Origin of the sequence: Marinobacter sp. (assembly GCF_052091845.1) — a bacterium.
Classification (GTDB): domain Bacteria; phylum Pseudomonadota; class Gammaproteobacteria; order Pseudomonadales; family Oleiphilaceae; genus Marinobacter.
Map to the genome: position 1 here is coordinate 1 of NZ_JBQDCO010000001.1, position 13,723 is coordinate 13,723.

13 protein-coding genes and 1 pseudogene are annotated in these 13,723 nt (G+C 56.0%); 8 read left to right on the forward strand and 6 right to left on the reverse strand.

The window, feature by feature from the left end:
* From ACTHYN_RS00005 to ACTHYN_RS00020, 4 genes are all read right to left on the reverse strand, one after another.
* Positions 1-1,411 (reverse strand): ThiF family adenylyltransferase (locus tag ACTHYN_RS00005; protein ID WP_441810434.1); only part of this gene is annotated, 1,411 nt, incomplete at its 3' end.
* Positions 1,408-2,547, reverse strand: a complete 1,140-nt coding sequence (locus ACTHYN_RS00010; RefSeq protein ID WP_441810435.1) for a CBASS cGAMP synthase — start codon at positions 2,545-2,547, stop codon at positions 1,408-1,410. The genes ACTHYN_RS00010 and ACTHYN_RS00005, both read right to left, overlap by 4 nt.
* The gene (locus tag ACTHYN_RS00015; RefSeq protein ID WP_441810436.1) at positions 2,541-3,542 is read right to left on the reverse strand and encodes a CBASS cGAMP-activated phospholipase; all 1,002 of its coding nucleotides are present in this window, start codon (positions 3,540-3,542) and stop codon (positions 2,541-2,543) included. Before ACTHYN_RS00015 ends, ACTHYN_RS00010 begins: the two co-directional genes overlap by 7 nt.
* Positions 3,543-3,548: 6 nt before the next feature.
* Complete coding sequence (locus tag ACTHYN_RS00020; protein WP_441810437.1) at positions 3,549-3,773, reverse strand: DUF2188 domain-containing protein; 225 nt, start codon at positions 3,771-3,773, stop codon at positions 3,549-3,551.
* A 279-nt stretch (positions 3,774-4,052) separates the two neighbouring features.
* Here ACTHYN_RS00020 and ACTHYN_RS00025 point away from each other — a divergent pair, with 279 nt between their 5' ends.
* Both ACTHYN_RS00025 and ACTHYN_RS00030 read left to right on the forward strand, forming a co-directional pair.
* The gene (locus ACTHYN_RS00025) at positions 4,053-4,445 is read left to right on the forward strand and encodes a helix-turn-helix domain-containing protein (RefSeq protein ID WP_441810438.1); all 393 of its coding nucleotides are present in this window, start codon (positions 4,053-4,055) and stop codon (positions 4,443-4,445) included.
* A 2-nt stretch (positions 4,446-4,447) separates the two neighbouring features.
* Positions 4,448-5,317, forward strand: coding sequence for an ImmA/IrrE family metallo-endopeptidase (locus ACTHYN_RS00030; RefSeq protein WP_441810439.1), 870 nt, complete (start codon positions 4,448-4,450; stop codon positions 5,315-5,317).
* 32 nt (positions 5,318-5,349) lie between these two features.
* Here ACTHYN_RS00030 and ACTHYN_RS00035 read toward each other — a convergent pair whose 3' ends face one another.
* A complete protein-coding gene (locus ACTHYN_RS00035) occupies positions 5,350-6,519 on the reverse strand; it encodes a PDDEXK nuclease domain-containing protein (RefSeq protein ID WP_441810440.1) in 1,170 nt (389 codons plus the stop codon).
* Entirely contained in the window at positions 6,516-7,715 is a 1,200-nt protein-coding gene (locus ACTHYN_RS00040; protein WP_441810441.1) for a tyrosine-type recombinase/integrase, read from the reverse strand. Before ACTHYN_RS00040 ends, ACTHYN_RS00035 begins: the two co-directional genes overlap by 4 nt.
* Before the next feature lie 177 nt (positions 7,716-7,892).
* Here ACTHYN_RS00040 and ACTHYN_RS00045 point away from each other — a divergent pair.
* The 6 genes and pseudogenes from ACTHYN_RS00045 to ACTHYN_RS00070 form a co-directional block, all read left to right on the forward strand.
* A pseudogene (locus ACTHYN_RS00045) lies at positions 7,893-8,243 on the forward strand (succinylglutamate desuccinylase/aspartoacylase family protein); the annotation flags it as partial.
* Positions 8,244-8,444: 201 nt separating this feature from the next.
* Positions 8,445-9,533: a pyruvate dehydrogenase (acetyl-transferring) E1 component subunit alpha gene (pdhA, locus tag ACTHYN_RS00050; RefSeq protein WP_441810442.1), complete on the forward strand. Its 1,089-nt coding sequence runs from the start codon at positions 8,445-8,447 to the stop codon at positions 9,531-9,533.
* Positions 9,530-10,510, forward strand: a complete 981-nt coding sequence (locus ACTHYN_RS00055) for an alpha-ketoacid dehydrogenase subunit beta (RefSeq protein WP_441810443.1) — start codon at positions 9,530-9,532, stop codon at positions 10,508-10,510. The genes pdhA and ACTHYN_RS00055 overlap by 4 nt, the downstream gene beginning before the upstream one ends.
* Positions 10,511-10,535: 25 nt before the next feature.
* Entirely contained in the window at positions 10,536-11,906 is a 1,371-nt protein-coding gene (locus tag ACTHYN_RS00060; RefSeq protein WP_441810444.1) for a dihydrolipoamide acetyltransferase family protein, read from the forward strand.
* 43 nt (positions 11,907-11,949) lie between these two features.
* Positions 11,950-13,242 (forward strand): citrate synthase, encoded by a 1,293-nt coding sequence (locus tag ACTHYN_RS00065; protein WP_441810445.1) that lies wholly within the window; start codon positions 11,950-11,952, stop codon positions 13,240-13,242.
* A 31-nt stretch (positions 13,243-13,273) separates the two neighbouring features.
* Positions 13,274-13,699, forward strand: coding sequence for a secondary thiamine-phosphate synthase enzyme YjbQ (locus ACTHYN_RS00070; RefSeq protein WP_441810446.1), 426 nt, complete (start codon positions 13,274-13,276; stop codon positions 13,697-13,699).
* The last annotated feature ends 24 nt before the right edge of the window (positions 13,700-13,723 follow it).

A 13,723-nucleotide genomic window follows, 5' to 3' on the forward strand; every position in this document is an offset into this window, starting at 1 on the left:
AAGAACTACTGGAATGCTCAAAATTCGGTGGCCAAAAACACTTGACCACTACACATCGGTAGCATGCGCCGGAGGCATTCATCCTTAGGAGCGCACGAACAGCCGTTCCCGGCCCCTCGATCCAGACCGAAAGCATGGGCGTCGGAGACGGATAGTGGCCGCACAGCCAATGCCCGAGAGCTTCCTCCCCGGTGGCATCTATGAGCAGATCCAACTCTCCCAATTGAGCTTGCCTAACATCCACGGGCAGCGCACGAATCTCGGCACCTGGGGCCAAACGCTTGAGTTCTTTCGCCATGGCCTCTGCTTTGTTCGACAGCAAGTCCGGGAACCCCAGGCGATGACGCCCAATGTTTTGCGGGAGAAGGCAGTCGAAATCCACCAACGTAAGCTTGCCGCCGCATGTCCCCGCCCCAGCCTTTACCAGCATGTCTGACAGATAGCCGCCGATCGTGCCGCACCCAATGATGGTGATGTTTTTCCCTGCAAGCGTCTTTGAATTCGGTATGTTCCGTTGGGCAAGATATCGATCGTCAATTCTGACCACCGAGACGGGTATCACCTTCAACCCATAGCTCGAATCCCTGCCACCCGTGGGTTTGCTTTTTTGGTCAGGATGCTGGCGGTCATAGAGAACCACAAAACCATACGTCATCAATGGTGACTCAATAACGACCAGAACGCCGCCAGCCTTCTTCCTTTTCCCCTCCTTGATGCGCTTGTGAATCTTGCGCCGACAACGAGAGTCAAGGGTGCTTTGCCACGCCAGGACATCCCCAACTGTTTCGGGAGGCCAATGGCTTGTCATCGGGCGAGGTTGAGCATCAGTTTTTATCCGATAAGTCAGTATCGTGCTATCAGTAATTTGATAACCGAGCGATTTTATCTTCTCGGTTGTGCGATCTTCGTTGTCGGTAATGAACCACAAAGAAAGCTCGTTAGCCTGCGCGACTATACAATGCTGTTGCCCCAGGTTTTCTCCCTGCATGTCCACAAGACAAAACCAGCCACCCCAATACGCAAAGAACTCTTCAGTGAGATCTTCGATCATCTCTCCCTTCACGATTTGCCCAAACACAAAGGACGCTCGCTGCAGGCATGCCAGTGACTGCCCGACAGGGTCGTAGATGTCTAGGATGACAGTGCCCTTGTCGAGATAACAAAGCTCACCACCTGCGCCAAGATGAGGAACCGTTGCAGGTAGCTCCGGGGGAATTTCCAATAGTCGAATGCGAGGCAAGTCGAAGAACGTGGGATCGAGCTGAACTTCGCACCGACAGCCTTTATCCATTTGGGGCGGGCCCAAATTCCCGTGCAACCGGAACCAACCGTCATCCGTTTTGCCAACGAACTCGAAGCCTCGTTGCTTGAAGGCCTCAATTACGTCTGCGACCGCTACGGTATTGTTCATCCTGCCTTTGTTCGTCCTACAAGTTCGCTCGGTCCGGCGGCGGCAGGGGTAGCGGCAATGGTTGCAGCAACGGATACCACCTTGACCCGATTCGGTTCATTCGGAAAGCGCGGGCCGAATTCTCCACGCATCCAGATGCAGGCCTGTGAAGGACTGCCGGCGCCGGTGGCGCCGCGAAGCACCTTCTCAAATTCTTCGAATGCCTTAGCCGCATCTTCAACACCCGCTTGGCCAAGTCGCTCGGTGAGCGATTCGGACTCTTCCACGGGATTCTTCACTTCCCCACGCAAGCGGGCTGGCAGTGCCGCTACGACATCCAGCAGAGCTAGGTCGTCACGCCTATCGCGTTTCTCAAAGAGCGGGGCCGCAGCTGCCATCAGCAGGATCGAGGCAGGTCCTCCGCTGGACCACCTCCAATCACGGAAGGCTTTCAGGTAGCGCACCACACGCCGGAACTGCTCCCCCTTGGCAGCCACTTCTGCCAAGAACCACTCCTTCACTGGCCTAGGATCGGAAGGCATCCAGTCGCATTCACGATGAGCAAGCAGCACCTTGTCAGCGGGAAGCGCTGTCCAGATATCCTGCTCCGCCATGTTTATAGCTTCTGATAACGAATCGAAGCCTCGCTGTTCCATCGACGCCTTTAGAACCGCAAACTCTTCGTCTGGGATGGCATACAGCGGAATATCAATATGGGCATACGCAGCGATGATAATGCGGATGCACGTCGGCTTATCGGTGACAAGCGTCCACCGCTTTTCCTCGACCAACGGCTTTAATGCTTCTTCTACAGCGGCAAAGAACACCGTCGCAGCAGTACTGGGACGCTTCGTCTGTGAAACGAAGCTCATTGGCAGATAGCAGCCATCATCGACATCCGCCTGCTGAGGGCGTTGTGCCGGGGAGTTCAGTGTCCTATATGCCCACGACCCCTGCGTGAAGAAGCGCGGCTGGGGAACGTCATCAGTGTAGCCGCTAGCCCTCAGTACGCGGGGGATACCTGTACGCAGACAATCTCTGGCATCATCGCGTGCGCTGGCGATCTGGGCGCGTTGCTCAGGAGTCAGATCCAACTCGCCGTGCATGCAGGATTCGTCATCAAGAGTAGTGAAGAAGAGCGGACTTAGGTTTAGCATGTGGCCTCCGAAACATTCTTGTGGGGGCCGTGATAGAAGGTGGGAGCGCCGGCCTGGTGCGCTCGAAACGGTTGGAAAAGGGGATCGCCGAGCGCACGCTGCGCTGCATGGCTACCACGATCCTTGAGCGTATTCGTGGCACCAACAGAGACCCGGTCCAGTGCCTTCACGTCTTTGCTCTGATCAGGCGTCGCTTTATCATCGATCTGGAAGTAGTTGCTCCCCAAGGATTGCCGCAGCATATAGTCCACTGACGACTCCTGGGCGGAGATCACCAGATCGAAGAGCCCTCCGCGCCACTTGCCAAATCCGCGGTCAAGGCTGGCGCCGCCACGGACGGTCGCACCGATCGTCATCGTGCCTATGGAGAGAACCCGAATCAGCGCATTTTGATGCGGCGCCAAGAATGTCTTGACTTCGTGCAACCCGAATAAGCCCGGAGCATTGCCCACCAACCCCCCATCTGCGAAAACGCCACGATCATTGCGCGCCAGCGGAAAGTAAACGGGTGCGGCGGCTGTCGCCACCGCAACATCAACGACCCTCATGCGATAATCCAACTCAAAAGACGGATGGTGAGGCGTCTTGAAGAACTGCCCGCGACCTGTTGAGTAGTTAACTGCTGGTATGAGAACACGATGCTTCAGGTCGCCGATCATGGCCTCTTGAAAGCGCTCAGTCAGAACTTCTCTCAGCCCCGCTGAGTTATGCTTCGCGGTCAGCCAAAATCCCAGAAGACGCCGTGGAAGGCTGCGGCAACCAAAGATTCGGCTGCCTTCGTTTTCAAATAGTGCTTTGAGTTCATAGGCCGGAATTTCCGCAGCCAGCCCCAAAGCCAGCATCCCTCCCGCCGATGTACCGCAAATTAGATCAAAGTGCGAAGCAATAGGACGGCCCAGCGTAGATTCGAGTTCTGCAAGGACCGTCGCCGTGTACAGACCTCGATAACCGCCCCCCGATAAAGCGAGCACATGATAGGTAGGGATGTCAGTCATGGCGTTTCACCCCTTCGGAGGAAAGGAGTCGTTACCGTGGCTATCCTTGTCACGGATACGACCATTTGGACGATGGATGACGAGTTCAGACTTCTGGTGGCGTGCAATATCCCGACCTGCGTCTATTGCTTTCTGCTGCGTGTCATGTACAGAGGTCGCCCGCTGGTTGCCAGCACCTTTGACAGCCCAACCCTCTTGATGAGGAACAACATGCTGGTTTTTTCCGGCCATGATGGCTCTCCTACAGTGGAACTTTGGAAATCCCAGCCAGCCGGCCGGGTTGTCAATGGCCGTCCGCTGTAGCACAATACGTTGCCCGCTCAGACAACGGGGAGGCCAAGCCAATCCAACCTGGAACAAGCGTAAAACCTGCGTCCGTTGTCTGGCTAAACAACATCGTATCAGGGCATATGTGCCGGCGCAACATGCGCCTTTGAACTCGACTGGATGTGGGGTTGATGTAACAGGGGACTTATGGCCCTCTTCCCGCAACCGCAAGGACCAGAACTCATGCCGCAAACAGGCTTAGGCGTCGCTATCAAGACGCTACGCGAACGCAGAACCCTTTCCCTGCGTGAAATTGGCCAACTATCGTCAGTGGACCATGCGTATGTCTACCGCCTCGAAACGGGCGAAAAAACAAATCCATCTCAAGATCTAGTTGAAAAGCTATTGAAGGTTCTTAAACCGACAGAGAGGGATGCTGCGCTCGTAACTTGGCTGGTTGACCATGCAGACGCTGATGCGAGCCTTGTCGAGTTTGTACTACAAGATCCTTCTGTCAGTATTGACGTATTTACAGCAGCAGCCGGAGTTAGGCATCGAGGTAATGCAAGGCCTGACCCCGCAACATTGATTGCCCGAATAAAAAGGGCCTTCGAGGATGACGACGAGGACGATTGAATATGGACGAGACGGATGTCAGGCAGAAAGCACGCTCGTTTGTTGCGAAAGTCGATATTTCCAACATCCGAGAGGATCTTTCCCCCTACGTGACCGTAGCTAACGCCAAGATCAAGAAAGATGAGCTTGGCAAGGGGGAGTCTGGCTACACGATTACGAAACCAAACGGGAAGCACATCATCACGGTAAACTCCCTAGAGACTGATGAGCGCCAGCGTTTTACCATCTGCCACGAAATAGCCCATATCGTGCTCGATTTAAAGTCGAGTCACGAGGAAGTCCCGTCCTGGTCATATGCCAAACGACATCCTAACGAGATTGCCTGCGACACATTCGCCGCTGAACTCCTGATGCCCTATCGGCAGTGGCTTTCTGTCGTTCCCAAGGAAGAGCCTTCTCTGGAGTGTATCCAGCACATGGCCGATTTGTTTGGCACTTCGTTCCCCGCCGCTGCGTCGAGATTCGCCAGTCTCAGCGATGTACCGTGTGCCTTCGTCACCATGGAGCACGACGCAGTACGGTATGCCGCACGCTCCATGTCTTTGAGACAAGCCGGGGCCTGGATATCACCCAGATCGGTGATCCCGGCTGGCTCAGTGGCTCATCGAGTCAGATCCTCCAGGAACAGTACAACTGATACGGGGGAAGTCTCTCAGGATATATGGTTCGACAACTGGGAAAAGGGCTTAGATCTCTGGGAACTTTCAAGGCACTACGCACGCACTGATACCACTATTTCATTGCTATGGTTTGACGGCGAAGACTTACCGGAGATTGAGGTGAACCGCTTCGGCGTACGAATCGAAGACGACAGCGGCCTGTCGGAACTTACAGGTGAACTGCCATGGCCAGGGCGCAGCAAGCGTCGCTAGCTACGCCTGACAGCATCAGGCCTTAACTACCTCTATCTTTTGCGCGGTGTATTGGGCCGTATCGCTCCACGGGATTCAAGTAGACGCCGCGTGTCCTCCAACTCTTTTTGCAGCAACTCGGCATCCGGCAGTACCATCCGGTAATTGGCTGCCATCACCTTGTTCGGCAGGCCATCCAGCGCATATCGCGCCAGGGCATGCCCCTTGTCGGCACACAGAATCAGCCCCACTGGTGGGTTCTCACCCAGGTAGGCCCAGTGCTCCTTGGCGTAGTTGCAGTACATGTGCATCTGGCCCACATCAGCATGGGTCAGGCTACCGAGCTTCAGGTCGATAATGACCAGACAACGTAGCTTACGATGGAAGAACAGCAGATCCACCCGATACCATGTCTGGTCGATGCGCATCCGGCGTTGCCGCCCGACGAAGGTAAAGCCTTCGCCCAGTTCGAGCAGGAAGTCCTCCAGCCGCTGGATCAAGCCCGCCTCCAGGTCAGACTCCGAATACTCGTCCTTGAGGTCGAGGAACTCCAGCACGTACGGGTCTTTGATTGCGTCGTTGGGCGTGACGGCATCCTCGGGCTTGGGCACCGCCCCTTTGACCAGCATCGCAGCCTTGTCCTTGGACAACGCCGTGCGCTCGTAGAACTGGCTTCTGATCTGCCGGTCGAGCTGGCGCACGCTCCAGCCACCGCGCAAGGCTTCGATCTCGTAGAACCGGCGGGCATGGTCGTCCTTGACCGACAGCAGCCGGACGTAGGCCGACCACGGCAGCGCGAAGACCTGAGCCAGCTCAGAGAGGTCGAATTTCCGAGACACTGTCTCGGAATTCTCTGCGGGCAGCCCTTCTCCAGATTTTTGAGACAGTGTCTCGGAAATTGCAGCCAGGGGATATGCGAGGAAAAAACGCCGCATGTTCTCCAAGTTGTCCGGGCTGAACCCGCGCCCGAATCGGGCAGTCAGATCGGCTGACAATCGAGCTATCAACTGCTCGCCGTAACCGGCTCGCCGCCTGCCTTTCTGCTCGGCCTCGACAATCCGACGGCCAATCTCCCAATAGCTGGCGGTCATCAAGGCGTTGACACTGCGCGCGGCTGCCTGGCGCGCGGCATCCAACAGCTCCACGATGCCGCCATGAATGCCAGCGTAGCCGGTCGGTAAGGCGGCGGGGTTCCCCGCCGCCACAGGCGCCTTCCTTGTCATGCTGTCACCTCCATAGAACGGGATGCCCCGGTAATCGCCTGCCGCTGGCTCGCCACCAGTTCGGCTGCGTCCCGCACCGGCTTGTCCTCGGTATGGACGTAGTGCATGAACATCGCCACGGTCTTGTGTCCGGTCAGTGCCATGCCAACCTTGATCGGCACCCCCGAATTGGCAATGTCGGTCGTTGAGCGGTGACGGATGCCGTGTGTGCCGACATGCGGCACGCTGGCCGCCTTGAGCACACGCGTCCAGCCGCCATAGTGCTCGCCAAAGGTCAGATGTCGGGTCGGATCATTGGGCGACGGCAGGACGTAGGGACACCCCTCTCGTCGAGGCGCCGTCGAGAACAGCCGATAGGCTTCCTCGCTCATGGGCTTGGAGATGTCGCCGGTCTTGCTATCGGGCCAGATCACCCGGCGCTTCTCTAGGTCAATCCAGTCCCATTCGAGCGGGCAAATTTCGGAGCGACGGGCGGCAAACTCGAATTGCAGGCGGATCGACAGCGGGATGACGTAGTTCTCCAGCCCTTCCGACTCCAGATACTCCAGGTGACGGAATATCCGTACCAATTCATCGTCAATGATGAACCGGGTTTCCTCGCCGGGCGGGTACATCGGGACGTGGCGGCACGGATTCGTGCCGTCGGGGCGCAGTCCCCATACTTCGGCCAGATTGAACATCTTGCGCAGCACGCTAAAGGTACGGTTGGCCTCGGCCGGCTTGTAGGCCAGCTTCTTCATCAGCGCGGCCACGTCCGGGCGCTTCACGTCCTGCACCTTCATCCGGCCCATGATGGGGATGATGTTACGGTTGATGACGCCCCAATAGCCGCGTTGGGTGTTGGGCTTGTTGCGCTGCTTTGAGTAGTCCTCCATGAAGGTGTGGCAATACTCCTTCATGGTCTGCGCCTTGCGAGCGGCGGCCTTGGCCGCGCTCGGGTCGCCGCCCCGGCGCACCTCGGCCAGCCACTCCTGTGCCATGACGCGGGCCTGCTCGACGGTCAGTTCACCGAACTGGCCCAAAGAGGGCTTACGGCGTTCACCGGCGTTTGTGCGGTACTGAAGCATGAACACCTTGCGACCCGCCGGGGTGATCTTACACAGGAAGCCGGGCACCATGGTATCCCGCAGTTCGACAGCCTTAGCCTGGGGTTGCGCCGCATCGACTGCGGTCTTGGTGAGCTTGATCTTTGCCATGATGACTCCTCGGAAAGCCCGGTTTCCAAGAGCCGCATGGGAGCCACGCGAGGGGAAGCCGGGTCAAGTTTCGGAAAGCACCGGCATATGATGAACTCGCTTAAGCAATTGATAAACTTGCTGTATCTAACCTTGGCGTAGTCCAGCGAATTGCGGTACTGGAGTCATCGTGAAACAAAAAAACGCTCGGAAATTGCAGCGAGCTCCCAATGGGTGAGGGCCGAGATAGACGGCATCATGCGGCCGGTGGCCAAACTTGGGCAGAAAGTACGCAAAGGCCAGAAGCTGGCTATGGTGGCAGACCCTTTTGGTGAATCCGAAACGGCGATTGTGTCACCTTGTTCGGGCATCGTGATATGTGTGAATAACCTGCCGCTGGTTAACGAAGGCGAAGCCATTTACCACATAGCCCGATTCGACGAGCTTAACGAAGCCGAAAAAGCCATGGACTACTTTCGTAGCTCTTTTGAGGCGGACGTGGGCGAAGCTGCTGTTCCCATGCACCCGTGGGATGAGCTTCGGAAATAAGCGCAGTGAGCCTGGCGACTAACCATAATTTACGACAGAAAGCCCGATAATGTTTGATACGGCTTCACGATGACGCCGCTTTTTAAATGGTAAATTTACGTGCTGTTACGTACTTCTCCTTATATGATTAACAGAGCCAGCCTTTCAGCCTTTAGTTTGACCAGAAAGGATAACTGTTGTTCATTAGCGAGGTGACACCGTATGCCACGCAACAACCTGGACCCGGAATATTCGGTCGAATACCTATCGATACTGAACGAGAAGGGCGACCTGGACGAGGAGCTCGCGCCGGACATCGATGACGATCTGCTGAAGCGCATGTTTCGCTCCATGTTGCTTTCGCGTCGGTTTGATGAGCAGCAGTTGCAGCTGCAGCGGCAAGGTCGCATTGGTACGTTTGCGCCAGTGAAAGGTCAGGAGGCATGCCAGATTGGAGCCATGGCCGTTCTTCATGACCGAGACTGGTTCGTGCCCGCGTTTCGCGAATTCGCAGCCATGATCTGGCGCGGTTTCCCGCTGACCGATATGCTTCTCCATACCGCCGGTTACAACGAAGGCGGCGCCATTCCCAAAGACAAACACGACCTTCCGATCTCAGTACCCGTGGCTTCTCAGGTGCCGCACGCTGTCGGCCTTGGCTATGCGAGCCAATATCGGGAGCGGGATGAAGTATCCATCGTTTTCTTCGGTGACGGAGCCACCTCGGAAGGCGATTTCCACGAAGGCATGAACTTCGCCAGCTTGCTGCAGACCCCCACTATTTTTCTATGTCAGAACAATCAATGGGCGATTTCTGTTCCTCGGGAGGAGCAAAGTAAATCCAGAACCCTGGCTCAAAAAGGTCTGGCATACGGCATGCCCAGCCTGCAAGTGGATGGGAATGATATTCTGGCTGTTTATGCGGCAGTGAGTGAGGCGGCGCAGAGGGCGCGCGATGGTAAGGGCCCGACAATGATTGAGTGTGTGACATATCGGTTGGGTATTCACACCACCGCCGATGACCCAAGCAAGTACCGTGACAAGAGCGAAGTGGAGAAGTGGGAAAAGCGTGATCCATTGCCCCGCTTCAAGAACTACCTGTTGGGGCGAGATCTGCTTTCTGATGATGAGATCAAGACCATGGAAAGCGAGATCAAGGATCAAGTTGAACAAGCCTGGAAGGACGCAGAAGGCCGGATTGAAAAACTCGCCGGGGCGGACGTGATGTTCGATTACATCTATGCAGAGCGTCCGGCTTATCTTGAAGCACAACGTGAATCGAACCGGAGTGCGGGGGGGGCGAAACGATGACTGAGCTGAACATGGCAGAGGCTATCAACCTGGCACTCACTGAGGAGATGGGAAACGACGACGACATTATTGTCCTCGGCCAGGACGTGGGTGTTGATGGTGGCGTGTTTCGCATTACTGATGGCCTGCTTGATAAATACGGTGAGCGACGTGTGATTGATACGCCAGTCGCCGAGGCCGGCATTGTCGGGCTTTGTGTCGGTATGGCTGCGGGAGGTCTCAGGCCCGTTTGTGAAATGCAGTTTTCGGGGTTTTCATACATGGGGCTGCACCAGCTGGAGATGCACGCAACGCGATTCCGTTGGCGTACCCGCGGGCGCTATCCGATGCCAATAACCGTACGTGTCCCTTTCGGGGCCGGCGTGCATGCGCTGGAGCACCACTCCGAAAGCAAGGAGGTAATCTACGCTCATATCCCCGGGCTCAAGGTGGTTGTCCCGTCTGGGCCCCGCAATGCCCGTGCCCTGATGCTATCCGCCATTCGTGATCCGGACCCGGTCGTATTTCTCGAGCCCAAAGCAAGCTACAGAGCGTTTCGCGAAGAGGTGCCGGACGACGAAGAAACCCTGCCGATCGGTACCTCACAAACTGTGCGCGAAGGCGCCGACCTGACGGTGATCAGTTATGGTGCCATGCTGCCCAGAGCCTTGCAGGCCGCTGAAACCCTTTCCGAGGAGGATGGCGTAGAAGCCGACGTTATTGACCTGCTTAGCCTGTCACCGCTGGATCATGAAGGTTTTGCGGAGTCTGCGAGACGCACCGGCCGAGTGTTGATCGTGCACGAAGCGCACCGCAGCTATGGACCGGCAGGTGAAATTATCGCGCGGTTGAATGAAGAGTCTTTCTGGTACCTGGAGGCGCCGATACGCCGAGTAACAGGTTTTGATACCCCGGTGCCATTTTTTGCGCGTGAACAGGAATATTTGCCCGACGTTGACCGCATTTTGAGTGCGGCGCGCGCCACCATCAACGACTAGCCAACTTATCGGGAGCGAGTGTGCCATGACTGATGAATTCAAATTCAGCGATCCTGGCGAAGGGCTCCAGGAAGCTGAAGTTCTTGAAGTGCTTGTGAGCGACGGCGACACGGTTACCGACGGCGATACGGTGCTAGCCGTGGAAACCGACAAGGCGAACACAGACCTGCCAGCTTCGTTTTCAGGAAAGATAAAACAGGTGAAGGTCGCCGAAGGAGATATGATTGAGGTCGGCGATGTACTGATGACCTATGACGCGGCTGATGACTCGGGCGACGACACGGAAGATAAGAAGGAATCAGAGAAGAGTAAGAAAGCGGGAGACAGTGCAGAAGAGAGCAAGGAAGCAGAAGACGGCAAGGAAAAGGAAACGGAAGACAGCAAGGAAACGGAAGACAGTACTGAGAACGAAAGCCGTTCTGAAAAAAACAGCACCAGTCGCGAGCCGGTACCTGCCGCGCCGAGTACCCGGCGTCTGGCGCGGGAAAAAGGTGTCGATTTACACAACATTGAGCCCAGCGGAAAACATGGCCGTGCCACCGCCGAAGATGTTGAAGCGGCCGCCAGCGTGAGCAAAGGCCAGAAACACAGCAAAAAACAAAACAAAGGCGGCCAGCAAGAGGGCTCGGCGCTCATACCTTCGCAAACCCGATTACCGCCATTGCCGGATCTGAGCCAATGGGGCGAGGTGACGCGCACGCCTCTGCGCTCAATTCGTCGTGCTACAGCCCGGAATATGGCGCTTTCCTGGGGCCAGATTCCCCACGTTTACCATCAGGACATCGCGGATATCACCGAGTTGGAACGCTTCCGCCGTTCCCACGAATCGGCCGCTGAGGCGCAGGGTGGTAAACTCACGCTCACGGTATTGGTCATGAAGGCCCTGGTGGCTGCGCTGAAACAGTTCCCACGCTTCAACGCGAGCCTTGATGTGGAGAAACAGGAACTCGTATACAAGCGCTATTTCCATATGGGCCTCGCGGTCGCGACGGATCGCGGCCTGTTGGTACCGGTCATCCGTGATGCAGACCAGAAAAGTCTGATCGAATTGTCTACGGAATCGGGTGACATCGCCCGCAGGACACGCAACGGCGAGGTATCCCGTGAGGACATGCAAGGCGGCAGCATAACCCTGACCAACCCGGGCGCCATGGGCGGCTCTGCGCTTAGCCCACTGATAAATCATCCGCAGGTAGCAATACTCGGGATGGGCCAGGCCCGATTGGAGCCAGTCGTTCAGGGCGACCTCGATGACTATGAGATCAAACCGCGGCTACGCCTGCCGTTGGTACTTGGTTTCGATCATCGCGTCAACGACGGTGCCGAAGCAGCCCAGTTTGTCTCTACACTGATACACACCTTGGCTGATCCTGAATCTTTGTTGCTGAACATCTAGTCAGGGCGCGATAACCCGCCCCTAACCAAGTCGGGAGAGCATCATGTCAAACGCATACCAACTCAGTCACCCGAAAGACGACCAGAGCACCGAACTCCCCCTTATTGAAGGCAGTATGGGCACTCCTGCGGTGGATGTGCGCGGGCTCCATAACCGGGCCGGCGTGTTCACCTACGATCCGGGATACACCGCCACCTGTAGCTGCGATTCTACTATCACCTTTATTGATGGCGAAAACGGCAAGCTGCTTTACCGTGGTTACTCAATCGAAGATCTTGCCGAGCACTCCAACTTTCTTGAAGTCTGCTTTTTACTGCTTAACGGAGAGTTACCCAATTCGGCCGAGATGGAGAGCTTTAGCGAGACAATCACCCGTCACACCATGCTTAACCAGTCGCTGATCAAATTCTATGACGGCTTTCACCACGACGCCCATCCAATGGCGATATTGCTTGGTGTAGTGGGTTCCTTGTCGGCGTTCTACCATGACACCACTGACATCAGTAACCCGGAGCACCGTCAGATCTTTGCCGAGCGCATGATTGCTAAAATGCCAACCATTGCTGCCGCAGCCTATAAACATGCGATAGGGCAGCCAAAGATCGGCCCGCGTAACAATCTGGATTACACCTCCAATTTACTGCGCATGATGTTCTCAGTGCCGGCGGAGGAATACCAGGTCGACCCGGTGGCCGCTCGCGCAATGGATGTGCTGTTCATGCTGCATGCAGATCACGAACAGAACGCTTCGGCCTCGGCAGTACGCATGGTCGGCTCAACCGGCGCAAATCCTTACGCTGCAATGGCCGGTGGCATAGCAGCACTCTGGGGCCCCGCCCATGGTGGTGCGAATGAAAGCGTTTTGAATATGCTTGAAGAAGTTGGCGATGTTTCGAACGTGGCGAAGTATGTCGACAAAGCTAAAGACAAGAATGACAACTTCCGACTGATGGGGTTCGGTCACCGGGTTTATAAGAACTTCGACCCCAGGGCGAAAGTCGTTCGCAGCTATTGTCACGAGGTGCTCGAACATTACGGCATGAAGGACGATAGACTCTTCGAGATCGCACTGGAACTCGAAAGCAAAGCGCTGGAGGAAGATTATTTCACCGAACGCGGGCTTTACCCGAACGTGGATTTCTATTCCGGTATTATTTACCGTGCGCTTGGTGTGCCGGTCAATATGTTTACGCCCATGTTTGCCATTGCGCGCACCGTAGGCTGGGCCGCACACTGGATGGAAATGATGAACGATCCGGAATTCCGTATCAATCGGCCACGTCAGATTTATCGTGGCTATAAACTGCGTGACTACGTGGGTATCGACAGCCGTTAAGCGGTAACTATACCATCAGAGGCAAAAAAACATGATCTGGGAGCAATCCTTCATAGAGTTGGCGCCCCTCACGCGGGGTTTTCATCTAATAACTAGTGAACTACTCGCACAGGCTCCCGACCTTAAACATTGTGAAGTGGGGCTACTGCACCTGTTTATACAACACACCTCTGCATCGTTGGCAGTGAACGAAAATGCCGACCCGGATGTGCGTGGCGATCTGGAACGCCACTTCAATGTGATGGTGCCAGAGCGCGCGCCGCATTATGAGCATGTTCTGGAAGGCCCTGACGATATGCCAGCCCATATCAAAAACGTTCTTGTTGGCCCGTCACTGACACTGCCCGTGCGTCAAGGACGCTTGGCGCTTGGGACCTGGCAAGGGTTGTATCTGTGTGAGCACAGGGATAACGCCGGTGTCCGTCGTATTGTTGCAACGTTACAGGGGCGCTGGTGATATCTGGCCCTACGAAACCCTTTC